Here is a 16,617-nt window from a genome sequence, read left to right on the forward strand (position 1 = left end):
AAAGCCTTCGGCGAGGATGTTTTCAGGACCGGAAATGGAGAAAGGGGATGGTCCCTCATCCCAAGGGCACCCCGGCTACCAGGTAGAGCGCCCCCTTCCATTCATTTGTGGGCCGGAAATATCCTGGGGGGAGGCGTGCGGCACGCGCGGCGGGGGGCAAAGCCCCCTCTGACCGGAAACGCAAAAAGGCTCCCCCGCATCGCTGCGGGGAAGCCCTGGTGCTCATGCGGAGTTCAGTACCGCGTTCAGGCGATGTCGAACCGGTCGGCGTTCATCACCTTGGTCCAGGCGTTCACGAAGTCGATCACGAACTTTTCTGCCGCATCGTCCTGGGCATAGACCTCGGCATAGGCGCGCAGGATCGAGTTCGACCCGAAGACCAGGTCGAGCCGCGTCGCGGTGCCCCGGATCTTGCCGCTGTTGCGGTCGCGGATCTGGTAGACCCCCTCACCGGCGTCGACCCAAGTGTAGGTCATGTCGGTCAGGGTGGTGAAGAACTCGGTCGTCAGCGCGCCAGGCGCCTCGGAGAAGACGCCATGCGCCGTGCCACCGTGGTTGGTGCCCATGGCACGCATGCCACCGACCAGGACCACCATCTCAGGTGCGGTCAGGCCCATCAGCTGCGTGCGGTCCAGCATCAGCTCCTCGGGCGCCACGGCATAGTCCTTCTTCAGCCAGTTGCGGTAGCCGTCGTGGATCGGCTCCAGCGGCTCGAAGCTTTCGGCGTCGGTCATCTCGTCCGTGGCGTCGCCCCGGCCCGGTGCGAAGGGCACCGTGATGTCGAAGCCAGCCGCCGCAGCGGCCATTTCCACGCCGAGGTTGCCGGCCAGCACGATGGTGTCCGCGACCGAGGCGCCGAACTGCGCCGCCAGCGGCTCCAGCACCGACAGGACGCGGGCCAGGCGTTCAGGCTCATTGCCCGCCCAGTCCTTCTGCGGGGCCAGGCGGATGCGCGCCCCATTGGCGCCGCCGCGCATGTCGGACCCGCGGTAGGTGCGGGCGCTGTCCCAGGCGGTGGTGACCATGTCCTGCTGGCTGAGGCCCGAGGCCGCGATGGCCGCCTTCAGACCGCCGATGTCGTAGTTCGACGGACCTTCGGGGATCGGATCCTGCCAGATCAGGTCTTCGGCAGGCACATCGGGGCCGATGTAGCGCGCCTTCGGGCCCATGTCGCGGTGGGTCAGCTTGAACCAGGCGCGGGCGAAGGTATCGCGGAAGTACTCGGGATCCGCCATGAACTTCTCGCAGATGGCGCGGTAGGTCGGGTCGACCTTCATCGCCATGTCCGCGTCGGTCATCATCGGGTTGCGGCGCTTCGTCGGATCGGAGGCGTCGCGGGGCTTGTCTTCCTCCTTGATGTCCACCGGCTCCCACTGGTTGGCCCCGGCGGGGGATTTGCGCAGCTCCCACTCATGGCCGAAGAGCATGTCGAAGAAGCCCATGTCGAACTTCGTCGGCTCGGTCGTCCAGGCCCCTTCGAGGCCCGATGTCACGGCGTTGGCAGCCTTGCCGCCCATGTTGGGGTTCACCCAGCCCATGCCCTGCGCCTCGGGGCCGGCGGCCTCGGGTTCGGGGCCAAGCGCCTCGGCATCGCCGTTGCCGTGGGTCTTGCCGACGGTGTGGCCCCCGGCGGTCAGCGCGGCGGTTTCCTCGTCGTTCATCGCCATGCGGGCGAAGGTCTCACGCACCTGGTCGGCGGTCTTCTGCGGGTCGGAGACACCGTTCACGCCTTCGGGGTTCACGTAGATCAGACCCATCTGCACGGCGGCCAGCGGGTTCTCCATCGTCTCGGGCGCATCCACGTCGTCGTAGCGTGCGTCGGACGGCGCCAGCCACTCCTTCTCGGAGCCCCAATAGACGTCCTTTTCCGGGTGCCAGATGTCTTCCCGACCGAAGGCGAAGCCGAAGGTCTTCAGGCCCATGGATTCGTAGGCGATGGTGCCCGCCAGGATGATCAGGTCGGCCCAGGAGAGGGCATTGCCGTACTTCTTCTTGATCGGCCAGAGCAGGCGGCGGGCCTTGTCGAGGCTGACGTTGTCGGGCCAGGAGTTCAGCGGCGCGAAGCGCTGGTTGCCGGTGCCGCCGCCGCCACGGCCATCGGCGAGGCGGTAAGAGCCGGCGGCGTGCCAGGCCATGCGGATCATCAGCCCGCCGTAGTGGCCCCAGTCGGCCGGCCACCAGGCCTGGCTGTCGGTCATCAGTGCGTGCAGGTCCGCCTTCAGCGCACCCACGTCGAGCTTCTTCAGCTCTTCGCGGTAGTCGAAATCGGGGCCCATCGGGTTCGTCTTGCTGTCGTGCTGGTGCAGGATGTCCAGGTTCAGCGCGTTCGGCCACCAGTCGGTCACCGAGGTTCCGCTGGATGTCATCCCCCCATGCATCACCGGACACTTGCCGCCCGTGTTCACGTCGTTTCCGTCCATGTCGTCTCTCCGGATTGGTGCTGCGTATCTCGTTGCCGACCGCGCGGCGGCTGCCCGGGCAAGGGCCGCTGCGATCATTCCTCCTCTTGCGCCTCAACCGATAGCAGTGCGCATCAATAACGTACAATTGGATTTATAAAAGTTCTAAATAGGATTTTATTATAGCTCGGCACGGCAGGTCGCCGGACGCTTTTTCGCGCCCTGGTTTGCGTCTCCTCCGGTCAGCCCCGTTAATGCCCTGTTGACAACCCGGCCCGCATACGTGACGGTCCGGCCATCAACCAGGGGTGCTCCGTCAGGGGCTGAGATGCGCAGCCGCGCGAACCCTTCAAAGCTGATCTGGGTAATACCAGCGGAGCGAGGTACGCATATGTTCATTGGCGCGCAGGTGTCACTGTATCCGATGACGTCCGATTTCGTGGATGTCGTCAAATCCGGGCTCACCGCCCTGACCCCCTACACGGATGATCTGCGGATCGAGACGGACGACATGTCGACCCTGATGGTCGGCGCGCCGGAGCCGCTTCTGGATGCTATCCGCGATCTTTTTGCCGAGGCCGCCCGCCGGCCCGAGCATGTGACCATGCATGTCACCCTGTCGCGCGGCTGCCCGGGCGAGCCGGACGATCCCAGCTGTCACTGCGAGGCCCTGGTGCGGGCGCAGGACCTGTTGCTGGAGGATCGCAAGGCCCTGGCCAGCGAGGCCGTGGCCGCCGCGCCCGACCTGGGCGTGGGGATCGACGTGCAGTTTTCTCTCTACGTGCTGGGCCAGGATCACCACATGGATGAGATCTACGGCTGCATCGACTTCCTCAAGGCCTCGGGCACCTTCCTGAAATCGAAGAATTTCTGCACCCGCCTGCGCGGCGATGCCGGGGCCGTCTTCGAGACCCTGCGCCAGGCTTTCCTGCGCTTCGGTCCGGCGGAGGGGCATGTCACCATCGACCTGACCGCCTCGGCCAACAGCCCCAGCCTGCGCTGATCCCGCTGTCCTGATCCGACCGCCGCCCCGAGGGGCGACGCGCCCCGTTCGCGAGGTATCCCCATGTCCGTCCTGCGGCAGTTCCTGCCCGCGTTCTTCCTGACTGCCGCGCTGCTGGCCCTCTGGCAGGGCTATTGCGCCCGGGCTGATGTGTCCCCCCTGATCCTGCCCGCGCCCAGCGACGTGGCGCGGGGGCTGTGGGCAAACCGCGCCGATCTGGCGCGGCATGCGGGCGCCACGCTGCTGGTGGCGGGGCTGGGGTTTTCGCTCTCGGTGGTGTTCGCCTTTGCCTCGTCCGTGGCGCTGTGGTTCCTGCCGGCATTGCGGCGCGGGGTGCTGCCCCTGATGGTGGCCAGCCAGACGGTGCCCATCGTGGCGCTGGCGCCGCTGATGGTGCTGTGGTTCGGCTTCGGCCTGCTGCCCAAGGTCCTGCTGGTGATCCTGGTCACCTTCTTCCCGATGCTGGTCAGCCTGCTGTCGGGCTACGCCCGCCTGCCGCAGGCCTACCACGACCAGCTGGTGTCGATGGGGGCAGGGCGGGTCGCCCTGTTCCGCCGCGCGGCCCTGCCGGTGGCCCGCCCGCAGTTCTTCGCGGGTCTGCGGATCTCGGCCACCTATGCCATCGTGGCCACGATCTTCGCCGAATACGCCGGCGCGCGGCAGGGGCTGGGGATCTGGATCCTGACCGCCAAGAACAACTTTCGCGCCGATCTGGTGCTGTCAGCGGTGGTGCTGTCGGCCGTCCTGACACTGTCCCTGCTGGGATTGCTGCACCTCATCGACCGGGTGACCGGGCGCCGGTTCCGCGGAGGCGATGATGCTGCGGCTTGAGGATCTGACCATTCGCGCCGCCGACCGGCTGCTGGTCGAGCCCACCTCGCTGACCCTCGTGCCGGGGCAGGTGACCTGCCTGATCGGCCCCTCGGGCTGCGGCAAATCCTCGGTCCTGAAGTGGCTGGCCGGCGTACTGGCCCCCGGGCTGACGGCTGAAGGGCGGGCCGAGGTCGAGCGCACCCCCCTGGTGCCGCCGTCGCCCGCGCTGGCCTACCAGCCGCAGCAGGATACGCTGTTTCCCTGGCTTACGGTGGCCGAGAATGCGGCTCTGGGGTTGGAGCTGTCTGGGCTGTCGCGCCGCGCGGCGCAGGCGCGGGTGCGGCCATTGTTCGACCGCTTCGGTCTGGCAGGCTGCGAGGATCGTTTCCCGCGTGAGCTGTCGGGCGGCATGCGCCAGCGCGCCGCCTTCCTGCGCACCATCGTGCTGGATGCCCCCTATCTGTTGCTGGATGAACCCTTTTCCGCGCTCGACGCGGTCACGCGGCTGCGCCTGCAGGACTGGCTGCTGGCGCGGCTGGCGGAGCGTCCGCGTGGGGTGCTGCTGGTGACCCACGATCTTTACGAGGCGACGCAGATGGCCAACCGCATCCTGGTCATGGCCGCCTGCCCGGGCCGCATCGTCGCCGACATTTCCCTGACCACCCCGCGCCCCGCGCGCAGCGAGGCCGCCCTGGCGGGCGTCCGCGCGGACCTGAGATCCCTTTTGATGGAGGAAACACCATGACGATCCGACAGGCTTTCACCGCCGCGACACTGGGCCTTGCACTGCCCCTGGTTGCGCAGGCCGAGGAGCTGACCGAGGTCAGCCTGGCGCTCGACTGGACGCTGAACACCAACCACGTGGGCCTGATCGTGGCGCGCGAGAAGGGCTTCTACGAAGAGGCAGGGCTGTCGGTCGACATCCTGCCCTATTCCGACAGCTCCTCCACCGCGCTGCTGGCGGCGGGGGCGGCGGATTTCGCCTACATGACCTCGCTGGGCTTCATGTCCGCCCGTGCCGGGGGCGCCGATATCGTCGCCCTCTGGGCCACGATGCAGCATGAGGCCGGGCGGCTGGTCTACAACAGCAACAACGACGCGATCGCCCGCCCGGCGGACCTGGAGGGCAAGACCTACGCGGGCTTCGGCAGTGCCTGGGAAGAGGCGCTGATCTCGACCATGATCGAGGCCGATGGCGGCACGGCGGATTATGACACCGTGACTCTGGGTACGGGCGCCTACGAGGCGCTGGCCTCGGGCGCGGTCGATTTCACCCTGGAGGTGGCGACCTGGGAGGGCGTGAACAGCGACCTTCTGGGACGCGAGCAATCCCATTTCACCTATGCCGACTACGGCGTGCCCGATCAGCAGACCGGCTATATCGGGACGCGGTCGGAGGTGCTGGAGGCGCATCCCGAGCTGGTCCGCGCCATGATGCAGGCGACGCAGCAGGGCTACACCTGGGCCGCCGATCACCCGCAGGAGGCCGCCGAGATCCTGATCGGGGCCGGTGATTTTCAGAACCCGGAGCTGGTGCGCGGCTCGATGGAGGTGATCGTCGACGGCGACTACCTGCGCGATGGCGACACGCCCGTGGGGCAGATCGACCCGGATCGTTTCGCCACGATGGCGCGGTTCCTCTTCGACAGCGGCGTGCTGAAGGGGCAGGGCGGCGCTGCGCTGGAATGGCCCGGCGACGTGTCGGACTGGATCAGCCAGGACTGGATGGCCGAGTAAGCGGCACGGGCCGGCGGGGCGATGCCCCGCCGGCTCACAGCAGCGCGGAAATCTCCCGCGCGGTGTCCAGCACCTGGGCCACGCGGGCATCGGTTGGCGTCAGCTGCATTTCATGGCCTGAAAGGTTGATCGCCGCGACATAGGCGCCGTGGCGCGAGATCAGCGGCGCGGCGATCGACACCGTGCCGGTGGCCAGATGCGAGGACTGCGCCACGTAACCGCGCGCCCGGTCGGCCTTCAGCATCTGTTTCAGCTCCGCAAGGGAGTCGGGGGCGGCGTCACTCATCCGGTCGAAGGCGTAGCCCTCGAACCGGCGGTTCAGCTCGGCCTCCGGCAGATCGCTCAGCAGGACGCGGCCCATGGTGGTGGAGAAGGCGGGCAGGCGCGAGCCCACGGGCACGTTCGACACCATCGCGCGGTCCGACAGTGCCCGGTAGACATAGACGATCTCGTTGCCGTCCAGCACCGCCACATGCACGGTGAAACCGGTCGCGTTGCGCAGCGCATCCGCGGGCAGGCGTGCGACATCGTAGACATCCAGCGATGCCAGGTAGCGATAGCCCAGGTCCATCACCCGCGGTGCCAGGCGATAGCAGTTCTCGCGCCGGGTCAGGTACCCCTCTCGTTCCAGGGTGACGACGAAGCGATAGGCGGCAGAACTGGTGACCGAGATCGCCTCCGCAATCTCGGTCAGGGTCATCTCCGCATGGCGATGGTCGAAACACTCCAGGATGCTGAGCCCGCGCAGAAGCGAGTTCGAGCGGTAGTCGGGTTCCTTCGCCATATGTCCTGCGGCCCTCCCCGGCCTTAGCTGATGCTGCGGTCGTCCATCCGCGCGGCAATCTTCGCCATGGCCGCGGCATAGTCGGCGAGGATCGCCTCTTCCTGCGGGTGCCGGCCGGACTGGACCACCCTGCGGCCGCGTACGACCACGTCACCGACGTGGAAGCCCCGTCCGGCGAAGATGTGGAAGTCGAGGCAGGCTTCGGCGGCAACAGGGGCCATGGCGGCGGGCTCCGGGCTGGTCAGCTCGACGAAGCTGGCCATGCCGCCGGGGGTGATGGCGCCGGTCGGGCGGCCTGCGGCCTGCGCGCCGCCCAGGGCCGCGCGGGACCACAGGTTGGTGCCGACATGGGGCTGGGCCTCGGAGGCCAGGGCATTGCGGGTGCGGTCGCGGAAGCGCTGGCTGTATTCCAGCGATTGCAGCTCCTGCGCCGTGACGGTGGCGATGTTGCTGTCGGAGCCGATGCCGAAGACACCACCCTGCGCCAGGAAATCCGTGGCGGGGAAGATGCCGTCGCCCAGGTTCGCCTCGGTCAGCGGGCAGAGGCCCACGACGGCGCCCGAGTTGGCGATCTGCGTGACCTCCGCCTCGGTCAGGTGGGTCGCGTGGATCAGGCACCAGCGGTCATCGACGGGCGCGAAATCGTAGAGCTGTTCGACGGGGCGGCGGCCGTTGAAGGCGACTGCATCGTTCACTTCTTTCATCTGCTCGGCCACGTGGATGTGGACCGGGCAGTCGGGCAGCTTGTCGGCGCGCAGCTCCAGCAGCCTGGTGATTTCCTCCGGCGTGGCGGCGCGCAGCGAGTGTGGCGCGATACCCAGGACGTGACCGGCCTCGGCGGCGGGCGCGCGCAGGGCCTCGATCATCTCGGCATAGCCATCCAGGGTCTGGATAAACCGGCGCTGGCCCTCGTTGGGGACGGCGCCGCCAAAGTCGGAATGGGCGTAGAAGACCGGCAGATGCGTCAGTTCCAGCCCCGTGGCCTGGGCCGCGTCGAAGATCGCCAGAGACAGCTCCTCGGGGCGGGCATAGCGGCTGCCGTCCACATCGTTGTGGACGTAGTGGAATTCGGTGATTCCGGTGTAGCCGCCCTTCAGCAGCGACAGGTACAGGCGGGCCGCCACCGCCCGCATGTCCTCGGGCGAGAGAGTGAGGGCGAAGAAATACATCATGTCCCGCCAGGACCAGAAGCTGTCGACGGGGTTGCGGCGCACCTCGGTCAGCCCGGCCATGGCGTATTGGAAGGCATGGCTGTGCAGGTCGGTGATGCCCGGCACGACGGGGTTTTCATAGACGGGCAGGGCGTCGGGATTGTCGTCCTCGGCCATCGTCGCAATCGTGCCGTCGGCGGCGAAGTGCACCGACAGGTTCCGGCGCCAGCCCTCGGGCGTCAGGGCCAGGTGGAAATGCGCGCCGGTCATCTTTGGGGCGGTCATGTCAGGAAAGCTCCGCTTCGGGGATAAAGGATGTCATGGCGGCGATCAGGGATGAGAGGGCGACCTTCAGCTGGTCGGCCCGCTCGGGTCGGTAGGTCCAGGGGGAGACCTCCTCCATGTAGCATTCCTGCGCGATCTCGATCTGCAGGGCATGGACGCCGCGGGCAGGCTGGCCGTAGTCGCGGGTGATGAAACCGCCCTTGAAACGGCCGTCGCGCACGGCGCTGAACCCGCTGGCCTGCAGCGCGGCAAAGGCCGCGTCCGACAAGGCGGGGGCGCAACTTTCGCCGACGTTGGTGCCCAGGTTCAGGTCGGGCAGGCGACCGTCGAAGAGGCGCGGGATGCGGCTGCGGATCGAATGCACGTCCAGCAGCAGGCAATAGCCGTGCCGGGCACGGATCCGCTCGATCTCCGCGGCCAGGGCATCATGGTAGGGCTGCCAGTAGGTGGCGATGCGCGCGTCCCGCTCGGCGGCGTCGGGCTCCATCCCCTCGCGGTAGAGGGGGATGCCGTCGAAATCGATGGTCGATATCAGCCCCGTTGTCGCCCCGGCGTAAAGGGGCACGTCATCGGCGGGGCGGTTCAGGTCGACCACGTAGCGCGACTGGCGCGCGGCCATCAGGCTGGCGCCCTCGGGCAGCACGTCGCGGGCGATCCGGTCCATGTGCCAGTCGGTGTCGCTGAGGTCGAGTGCCTCCGGGGTGAGCGCCGCGCGCACCGACTCGGGCATTTCAGTGCCCGCATGTGGCACATTCAGCAACAGCGGAGAGCCCCCCTGTGCGCTGGAATAAAGTTGTGTTTCCATGACCTTGCCTGCTACTGACTGACGTGTCAGCCGGATTTCATATTTGAAATCGGATATTGACATGCAAAAACTTAAGGTCAAGATCCGTTCATCCCCCCGCGGCCCGCACGGACTGCTCCGCGCAGGCGGGGGACCAACAGATCTAGGAGGATTCCTGATGTCTCTTTCCCGGCGCCATTTCCTTGGCACCTCCGCTGCTGCCGCCACCCTGGCAGCCCTCGCAACCCCCGGTCTCGCCCAGGGCCGCACCTTCTTCGGGATCGCCACCGGCGGCACCGGAGGCACCTACTACCCGCTGGGCGGCATGCTGGCGCAGTTGATCTCCAACACCGCCGAGCTGCCCGACACCCGCCTGTCGGCCACCGCCGAAACCGGTAACGCCTCGGTCGCCAACGCTCAGCTGCTGGGCCGTGGCGAGATCGAATCCGCCTTCGCTTCCGCCGACATCCTGGACGCCGCCTACAACGGCACTGGCCAGTTCGAAGGCGAGCCGATCGAGAACCTGCGCGCCATCGGTGCCCTGTACCCGGAAACCGTCCAGCTGGTCGTGCGTGCCGAAAGCGGCATCACCTCGATCGAGGACCTGCGCGGCAAGTCCGTCTCCTCCGGTTCGCCGGGCTCGGGCCAGTGGCAGCTGCTGGGTGACTTGCTGGAAGCGCACGGCATGACCCGCGAAGACATCAACGAGGACTACTCCTCCTTCGCGCAGTCCGTGGACAAGATCAAGGACGGCAACCTGGACGCCTCGCTGATCACCGCCGGCCTGCCGACCTCTTCGGTGACCGATCTGGCCAACGGCCACGAGATCGCCATCGTTCCGCTGGTCGGCCCGGCCATCGAAGCGATGCAGGAAGCGCAGCCCTACTACGCCTCCGCCGTCATCCCCGCCGGTGCCTACAACGGCATCGAGGAAGACGTGCCGACCCTGGCCGTGCGCGCCATCTGGACCACCCACGCCGAGGTGTCCGAGGATGTCGTCTACGCCGTGACCAAGGCGCTTTACGAGAACACCGAGACCCTGGGTCAGGTGCACCCGATGGGCAAGCAGATCTCGGTCGAGACCGCTTTGGAATCCGTCTCGATCCCGCTGCACCCCGGCGCGGAGCGCTACTACAAAGAAATGGGCGTTACCGAGTAATGCTCCGGCGCGGTCTACTGCGCCGGCCAGGAGGGGCGAGCCTGCTCGCCCTCCTGGTCCTCTCCATCGGCTCCGGCGTCTCACTGGCGGCGGAGCCGAGTCATTTCCTGTGCCTGAGCGAAACGCGTGGCACGCAGGCGCTGGTGAAACGGGTGCCCCTGGGCCCCGACGCCACATTCGCCCTCAGCTTCATCCACTCCGTGTCGCGTACGCCCGTGACGGACTACTACCGTGTTGAGCAGGGCCGTATCCTGCAGACGCGCGAAGAGTTCATGGCCCATGGGGCCGGTTTGCCGTCGATCGCGAACGACATGGATGCGACGGGCTGGCGACACGAAAACGGGCATTTCATTCTCGACATGCATCGCTATACGGGCCCGATTCCACTGCGCATCCAGGCCCAGTTCGAGAATACCCTTCATACCGCCGATACCGAGCTGACCCTGGCGACGCTCGGGATTTCCGCCCTTACCCTTGCCCCCTGTGACGAGGAGACCCTCCCGTGACTCAAAGTAGTCCCCCGAAGACCGACAACCGCGGCCACACCGCGGCGGACGGTGATCACCAATTTACCGCCGACGAGGTCGAGGCGCTGGTGCGCGAATACGATTCCGAGTCGAATTTCCGCAACCTGGTCGGACCGACCGCGAAGCTGGTGACCGTCGTTTCGGTCATCCTGTCGCTGTTCCATGTCTACACCGCCGGTTTCGGCCTGCTGAACGAGGTGATGCACCGCACCATCCACCTCGCCTTCGTCATGGGCCTGATCTTCCTGGTGTTCCCGCGCAAACGCGCGAAACCGACCCGGAAGCTGTGGATCGAGTCGCTGATCTTCGCGGCCTTCTACCTCTACATGCTGTGGACCATGGTGCCGACGCTGCCCGAGGGCACGCTGAAATACGTCTTCATCGCCGTGGTGCTGGTGCTGACCGTGCTGACGCTGCCCTTCAACCGCCGTGGCGCGGACCCCGAAAAGGTGGCGCTGCGTGACTGGATCTTCGCCGCCTGTGGCGCGGGCTTCTCGGCCTACCTGTCCTTCGGCTTCGACTACGTGTTCATCCAGAATGTCGGCAACCCGCCGCAGGAAGTCTACCTGATGGGCTTCGTCGCGATCCTGATGACGCTGGAGGCAACCCGCCGCACCATGGGGCCGACCTTGGCCTACATCGGTATCGGCTGCCTTCTGTATGCGCTGTTCGGCCCCTACCTGCCGGGCATCTTCGCGCACCGCGGCTACTCGATCTCGCGCATCATCAACCACCTGTTCATCGGCACCGAAGGCATCTACGGCGTCGCCGTGGGCGTCGTGGCAACTTACGTGTTCCACTTCGTGCTGTTCGGGATCCTGGCGCAGATGTCGGGCCTGGGTCAGCTGTTCATCGACCTGGCCACGATCATCGCCGGTCGTGCCTCGGGCGGGTCGGCCAAGGTGTCGGTCGTCTCCTCGGGCTTCTTCGGCATGATCTCGGGCTCGCCGATTGCCAACACGGTGACCACGGGCGCCTTCACCATCCCGCTGATGAAGAAGTCGGGCTTCTCCGGCCGCTTCGCCGGTGCGACCGAGGCCTCGGCCTCCTGCGGGGGGCAGATCACCCCGCCGATCATGGGGGCCTCGGCCTTCGTCATGACCGAGATGCTGGGCATTCCCTACAACGAGCTGATCCTGATCGCGATCGTTCCGGCCGCCTTCCACTACATCGCCATCCTGCTGATGGTGCACCTGGAGGCGAAGAAGCTGGGCCTGACCGGCATGACCAAGGAGAACATTCCCCAGTTCGCCAACGTCCTGGCGAAGTCCTGGCACCTGTTCATTCCGCTGGGCGTCATGGTCGCGATGCTGCTGATGCAGTACACGCCCTTCCTGGCCGCCTTCTGGGGCATCATCCTGACCATCGTGTGCAGCTATATCCCGTGGGTCATGTCGAAGATAGGCAACACCACGATGGACACCTCCACCGTGCTGACACCGCCGCGCCTGGTGCGTGGCTTCGAGGATGGCGCGAAGTTCGCGCTGGCCATCGGCGCCGCCTGTGCCTGCGTGGGCTTCCTGCTGGGCATGACCACCCTGACCGGCCTGGGCTTCAAGTTCTCGGCCGCCGTGGTCGAGCTGGCCCATGACCTGGCGGGCTGGGTCACCATGATCGACTTCACCGGGCTGCTGTCCGAGGATGGCATGGCGCTGTTCTTCGGCCTGATCTTCGTGGCCATCGCCTGCATCATCATGGGCGCGGGCATCCCGACGACGCCGACCTATATCATCCTGGCCTCGATCGCGGCGCCTGCGCTGATGGAATTCGACGTGCCGCTGATCGCCACGCACTTCTTCGTCTTCTACTTCGGTGTGCTGGCCGACGTGACGCCACCGGTGGCGTTGGCCGCCTATGCGGCGGCAGGTCTGGCACGGTCGGAACCGATGACCACCGGCACGACGGCCTTCCGTCTGTCGATGGGCAAGGCCCTGGTGCCCTTCATGTTCGTCTACGCGCCCGCGCTGCTGTTCGTTAACTTCACCTGGATGGAGTTCATCACCGCGCTGCTGTCGGGCCTGGTGGGCGTGCTGGCCCTGTCGGCGGCCTACATCGGGTGGTTCCGTCGCAGCCTGGCCACCTGGGAGAAGCTGGTGCTGACCCTGGCGGGTCTGCTGCTGATCTCCACCAACATGATTGCCATCGCCGTGGGCGCCCTGATCGTTCTGGCGATCCTGGCACGTCCCGCCCCGGCGATTTCAGCTCCGGGGACGTGACGACCGGCAGGTTGCCGAAACGAGCGGGCGGCGCATCAGCGTCGCCCGTTTTCGTTTGGGGCAGGCGGACGGCATAAGGCAGGGCAGGGGGCGTTCCTGAAACGCACCGCGCAAGGGTCCGTGAACCCGGGCAGGTCGCCGCAGGACATGCAGACGCATGAAGCGCAGACGCGAAAAAATTTTCTTTTCTTCCAGGTGGTTAGTGGTGCTGCTGGAGAGAATTGAACTCTCGACCTCTCCCTTACCAAGGGAGTGCTCTACCTCTGAGCTACAGCAGCATCCGGGGGCCGTTTGCGATGTCGCATCTGGCGTGGCCCGTAGCCGCGGCTGCCGTCTCCGGCTGCCGTGGGCGGGGATTTAGACGCAAACCGCCGAGGGTGCAAGCACAAACTGGACGCTTTTTTCCAGCTCGTTTACAGAAGGCCTATGGCAAGGAAATCGAGCGTTGGAAAAGACGCGCAGACGCGCGAGGAGAGGCTGAGATCGGCCCTGAAAGCGAATCTCGCCCGGCGCAAGGCGCAGGCGCGGGCCAGGGCGGAATCAGACAACGCGACCGAGGCGGACGAATCCCCCGGCGCGGAAAACGGGAAAGAGGACTAGGGCAGATGGATTCGATCGTTGTGACGGGTAATGGCCCGCTGAAGGGCAGCATCCCGATCGCGGGCGCCAAGAACGCCTGCCTGGCGCTGATGCCGGCCACCCTCCTGTCGGAAGAGCCGCTGACGCTGACCAATGCGCCGCGGCTGTCGGACATCAAGACGATGTCGAGCCTTCTGCAGTCGCTGGGCGGCGAGGCGATGCCGATGGCGGATGGCAAGGTTCTGGCCCTGTCGAGCCATGATCTGACCTCGACCCGCGCGGATTACGAGATCGTGCGCAAGATGCGCGCCTCCAACCTGGTGCTGGGCCCGCTGCTGGCGCGCGAAGGTCATGCCGAGGTGTCGCTGCCCGGCGGCTGCGCCATCGGCGCGCGGCCCATGGATCTGCACGTCCACGGGCTGGAGGCCCTGGGCGCGGAAATCGAGCTGCGCGACGGCTACCTGCACGCCAAGGCGCCCGGTGGGCTGAAGGGCGCAGAGATCCGCCTGAGCTTCGCCTCGGTGGGCGCGACCGAGAATATCGTCATGGCCGCGACCCTGGCCAAGGGCACCACGGTGCTGAACAATGCTGCGCGCGAACCCGAGATCGTCGACCTGGTGAAATGCCTGCGCGCCATGGGCGCCCAGATCGAGGGCGAGGGCACCGACCGGATCGAGATCCAGGGTGTCGACCGCCTGCATGGCGCCACCCACCAGGTGGTGGCCGACCGGATCGAGCTGGGCACCTACATGCTGGCCCCGGCCATCGCCGGCGGCGAGGTGGAATGCCTGGGTGGCAGCCTGGACCTGCTGGGCGCCTTCGTCGAGAAGCTGGACGAGGCGGGCGTCGATGTCGAGGCGACCGAGAACGGCGTGAAGGTGCGCCGCCGTGGCGACCGCATCCAGGCCGTCGACGTGAAGACCGAGGTCTTCCCGGGCTTCCCCACCGACCTGCAGGCGCAGATGATGGCGCTTCTGTGCACCGCCGAGGGCACCTCGGTGCTGGAGGAGACGATCTTCGAGAACCGCTTCATGCATGCCCCGGAACTGGGCCGCATGGGCGCCAATATAGAGGTGCACGGCGGTGTCGCCACGGTGCACGGGGTCGAGCGCCTGAAAGGGGCCCCCGTGATGGCCACCGACCTGCGCGCCTCGGTCTCGCTGATCCTGGCGGGCCTGGCGGCCGAGGGCGAAACGGTCCTGAACCGGGTATATCACCTGGATCGCGGGTACGAGCGGCTGGAAGAGAAACTTCAGGCCTGCGGGGCCAAGGTGGAGCGGGTGTCGGGCCAATGACGGAAGATGCACGTTTCGAAGACGGTGGCGAGGCGCCTCTGAACCTGGGTGCCCTGACGCAGGAGGACCTTCAGGTGCTCTCGGCGCTGATCCAGGACGCGGTCCTGCCGGTGTCGGAAATGCGCTGGTTCCGCGATGAACGCCGATTTGCCATGCTGCTGAACCGCTTCCGCTGGGAAGACACGGCGCAGGATCGCCACGGGGCGGAGCGGGTGCGCTCGCTGCTGGTCTTCGAGAACGTGATGGCGGTGACCTCCCAGGGGGTGACCCGCGAGGATCCGGAGATGATCCTGTCGCCGCTCACCCTGACCTTCCTGCCCGATGCCGAGCCTCCATCGGGCCTGGTGGAGATCACCCTGGCCGGTGACGGGGCCATCCGCCTGAAGGTCGAGGCTCTGGAGGCGGTGCTGAAGGACGTGACGCGCCCCTATCGCGCCCCCTCGGGCCGGGCACCCGATCACGGGGAATGAGACCAGATGCAGCCGGGCAGGGGGCGAGCTGTCTCCGTCGCTTGAACCCCTGTGCTGCTTCGGTCTAGAGAGGTCCGACTTTCGGAGAGACCCATGCCGCACTTCCTGTCCACGACCGACGCCGATTTCGAGACCCGCTTCACCGCCCTCCTGGGCGCCAAGCGTGAGGACAGCCCCGACGTGGATGACGCGGTGGCCGCGATCATTGCCGACGTGCGCGCACGCGGCGACGCCTGCCTGGTGGAGCTGACGGCGAAATTCGACCGGCTGGAACTGACGTCTGATACGCTCGCTTTCACGCCCGAGGAGATCGACGCCTATTGCGCCCAGGTCTCGGCGGAGGAGAAGCAAGCGCTGGAGACGGCGGCGCAGCGCATCCGCGCCTACCACGTGCGCCAGATGCCCGAGGATGCCTTCTGGACCGATCCCGACGGCGCCTCGCTGGGCTGGCGCTGGACGCCGGTGTCGGCGGCGGGTCTTTACGTGCCCGGTGGTCTGGCCTCCTATCCCTCCTCGGTGCTGATGAACGCCATTCCCGCCAAGGTGGCGGGGGTCGAACGTCTGGCCATCGCCGTGCCGACGCCGGACGGCAAGGTGAACCCGCTGGTCCTGATGGCGGCGCGTCTGGCCGGGGTCGATGAGATCTATCGCATCGGCGGCGCGCAGGCCGTGGCGGCCTTCGCCTATGGCACTGAGACGGTGAAACCCGTCGACAAGATCACCGGCCCGGGCAACGCCTTCGTTGCCGCCGCCAAGCGGCGCGTCTTCGGCAAGGTGGGCATCGACATGATCGCCGGCCCGTCCGAGATCCTAGTGATTGCCGACGCCGACAACGATCCCGACTGGCTGGCCCTGGACCTGATGAGCCAGGCCGAGCACGACGAAAGCGCCCAATCGATCCTGATCACCGACAGCCCCGAGCTGGCCGAGAAGGTCGTCGCGGCGGTCGAGGCGCGTCTGGAAACGCTGGAGCGGCGCGAGATCGCGGGCGCCAGTTGGCGCGATTACGGGGCCGTCATCACCGTGCGCGATCTGGACGAGGCGGTCGCGCTGTCGAACCGTGTGGCACCCGAGCACCTGGAGATCTGCACCGCCGAGCCGCTGCAGCTGTCCGAGAAATGCCAGCACGCCGGCGCGATCTTCCTTGGCGGCTGGACGCCCGAGGCCATCGGCGACTACGTCGGCGGTCCGAACCACGTCCTGCCGACCGCGCGCTCGGCGCGATTCTCCTCCGGGCTGTCAGTGCTGGACTTCCTCAAACGGACGACGCTCGCGCAGATGACGCCCGCCGCGCTGAAGGCCATCGGCCCCGCTGCGGAACGGCTGGCCAACTCGGAAAGCCTTGAGGCCCATGGCCTTTCCGTCCGGGCACGTCTGGACAAGCTCAACAAGGGTTGAGTGACGTTACGTTTACG

At 66.8% G+C, this 16,617-nt stretch carries 14 protein-coding genes, 1 tRNA gene and 1 riboswitch; of the genes, 10 read left to right on the forward strand and 5 right to left on the reverse strand.

Annotated elements, in window-relative coordinates; translation table 11 throughout:
* Positions 1–245 precede the first annotated feature (245 nt).
* Positions 246–2,420, reverse strand: a complete 2,175-nt coding sequence (katG, locus tag CVM50_RS03330) for a catalase/peroxidase HPI (RefSeq protein WP_085886122.1) — start codon at positions 2,418–2,420, stop codon at positions 246–248.
* 273 nt (positions 2,421–2,693) lie between these two features.
* A riboswitch (TPP riboswitch) is annotated at positions 2,694–2,798 on the forward strand.
* Between katG and CVM50_RS03335 the strand changes: the two genes are divergently transcribed.
* The 4 genes from CVM50_RS03335 to CVM50_RS03350 all read left to right on the forward strand — a co-directional run bounded on the left by CVM50_RS03335 (position 2,791) and on the right by CVM50_RS03350 (position 5,952).
* Entirely contained in the window at positions 2,791–3,402 is a 612-nt protein-coding gene (locus CVM50_RS03335) for a YkoF family thiamine/hydroxymethylpyrimidine-binding protein (protein ID WP_085886121.1), read from the forward strand. Its footprint overlaps the riboswitch before it by 8 nt.
* 63 nt (positions 3,403–3,465) lie before the next feature.
* A complete protein-coding gene (locus tag CVM50_RS03340) occupies positions 3,466–4,233 on the forward strand; it encodes an ABC transporter permease (RefSeq protein ID WP_085886120.1) in 768 nt (255 codons plus the stop codon).
* Positions 4,220–4,960 carry an ABC transporter ATP-binding protein gene (locus CVM50_RS03345; RefSeq protein WP_085886119.1) on the forward strand — a complete coding sequence of 247 codons (741 nt, stop codon included), beginning with the start codon at positions 4,220–4,222 and terminating at the stop codon, positions 4,958–4,960. The genes CVM50_RS03340 and CVM50_RS03345 overlap by 14 nt, the downstream gene beginning before the upstream one ends.
* Positions 4,957–5,952: an ABC transporter substrate-binding protein gene (locus tag CVM50_RS03350; protein ID WP_085886118.1), complete on the forward strand. Its 996-nt coding sequence runs from the start codon at positions 4,957–4,959 to the stop codon at positions 5,950–5,952. The genes CVM50_RS03345 and CVM50_RS03350 overlap by 4 nt, the downstream gene beginning before the upstream one ends.
* 34 nt (positions 5,953–5,986) lie before the next feature.
* Here the strand turns inward: CVM50_RS03350 and CVM50_RS03355 are convergent, their stop codons facing one another.
* The 3 genes from CVM50_RS03355 to hutG are packed head-to-tail and all read right to left on the reverse strand — an operon-like array spanning position 5,987 to position 8,977.
* The gene (locus CVM50_RS03355; RefSeq protein WP_085886117.1) at positions 5,987–6,736 is read right to left on the reverse strand and encodes an IclR family transcriptional regulator; all 750 of its coding nucleotides are present in this window, start codon (positions 6,734–6,736) and stop codon (positions 5,987–5,989) included.
* A gap of 23 nt (positions 6,737–6,759) precedes the next feature.
* Positions 6,760–8,172 carry a formimidoylglutamate deiminase gene (locus CVM50_RS03360; protein WP_198431839.1) on the reverse strand — a complete coding sequence of 471 codons (1,413 nt, stop codon included), beginning with the start codon at positions 8,170–8,172 and terminating at the stop codon, positions 6,760–6,762.
* Between the two features lies 1 nt (position 8,173).
* The gene (hutG, locus tag CVM50_RS03365) at positions 8,174–8,977 is read right to left on the reverse strand and encodes an N-formylglutamate deformylase (RefSeq protein ID WP_085886116.1); all 804 of its coding nucleotides are present in this window, start codon (positions 8,975–8,977) and stop codon (positions 8,174–8,176) included.
* A gap of 157 nt (positions 8,978–9,134) precedes the next feature.
* Here hutG and CVM50_RS03370 point away from each other — a divergent pair, with 157 nt between their 5' ends.
* Genes CVM50_RS03370 through CVM50_RS03380 form a run of 3 tightly spaced genes read left to right on the forward strand, consistent with a single transcriptional unit; the run spans position 9,135 to position 12,858 of the window.
* Entirely contained in the window at positions 9,135–10,115 is a 981-nt protein-coding gene (locus CVM50_RS03370) for a TAXI family TRAP transporter solute-binding subunit (RefSeq protein ID WP_085886115.1), read from the forward strand.
* Positions 10,115–10,621 (forward strand): DUF1850 domain-containing protein, encoded by a 507-nt coding sequence (locus tag CVM50_RS03375; protein WP_085886114.1) that lies wholly within the window; start codon positions 10,115–10,117, stop codon positions 10,619–10,621. The genes CVM50_RS03370 and CVM50_RS03375 overlap by 1 nt, the downstream gene beginning before the upstream one ends.
* Complete coding sequence (locus CVM50_RS03380) at positions 10,618–12,858, forward strand: TRAP transporter permease (protein ID WP_085886113.1); 2,241 nt, start codon at positions 10,618–10,620, stop codon at positions 12,856–12,858. Before CVM50_RS03375 ends, CVM50_RS03380 begins: the two co-directional genes overlap by 4 nt.
* Positions 12,859–13,061: 203 nt before the next feature.
* On the opposite strand, the gene CVM50_RS03385 is transcribed toward CVM50_RS03380, so the two are convergent.
* Positions 13,062–13,136, reverse strand: a tRNA-Thr gene (locus tag CVM50_RS03385).
* A 327-nt stretch (positions 13,137–13,463) separates the two neighbouring features.
* Here CVM50_RS03385 and murA point away from each other — a divergent pair.
* The 3 genes from murA (at position 13,464) to hisD (ending at position 16,600) form a co-directional block, all read left to right on the forward strand.
* Positions 13,464–14,732, forward strand: coding sequence for a UDP-N-acetylglucosamine 1-carboxyvinyltransferase (murA, locus tag CVM50_RS03390; protein ID WP_085886112.1), 1,269 nt, complete (start codon positions 13,464–13,466; stop codon positions 14,730–14,732).
* On the forward strand, positions 14,729–15,202 hold the full coding sequence (locus CVM50_RS03395) for a DUF2948 family protein (protein WP_085886111.1): 474 nt from the start codon (positions 14,729–14,731) through the stop codon (positions 15,200–15,202). Before murA ends, CVM50_RS03395 begins: the two co-directional genes overlap by 4 nt.
* 93 nt (positions 15,203–15,295) lie before the next feature.
* On the forward strand, positions 15,296–16,600 hold the full coding sequence (gene hisD / locus CVM50_RS03400) for a histidinol dehydrogenase (RefSeq protein ID WP_085886110.1): 1,305 nt from the start codon (positions 15,296–15,298) through the stop codon (positions 16,598–16,600).
* The last annotated feature ends 17 nt before the right edge of the window (positions 16,601–16,617 follow it).

Source organism: Pseudooceanicola marinus (assembly GCF_002786295.1).
Taxonomy (GTDB): Bacteria; Pseudomonadota; Alphaproteobacteria; order Rhodobacterales; family Rhodobacteraceae; genus Pseudooceanicola; species Pseudooceanicola marinus.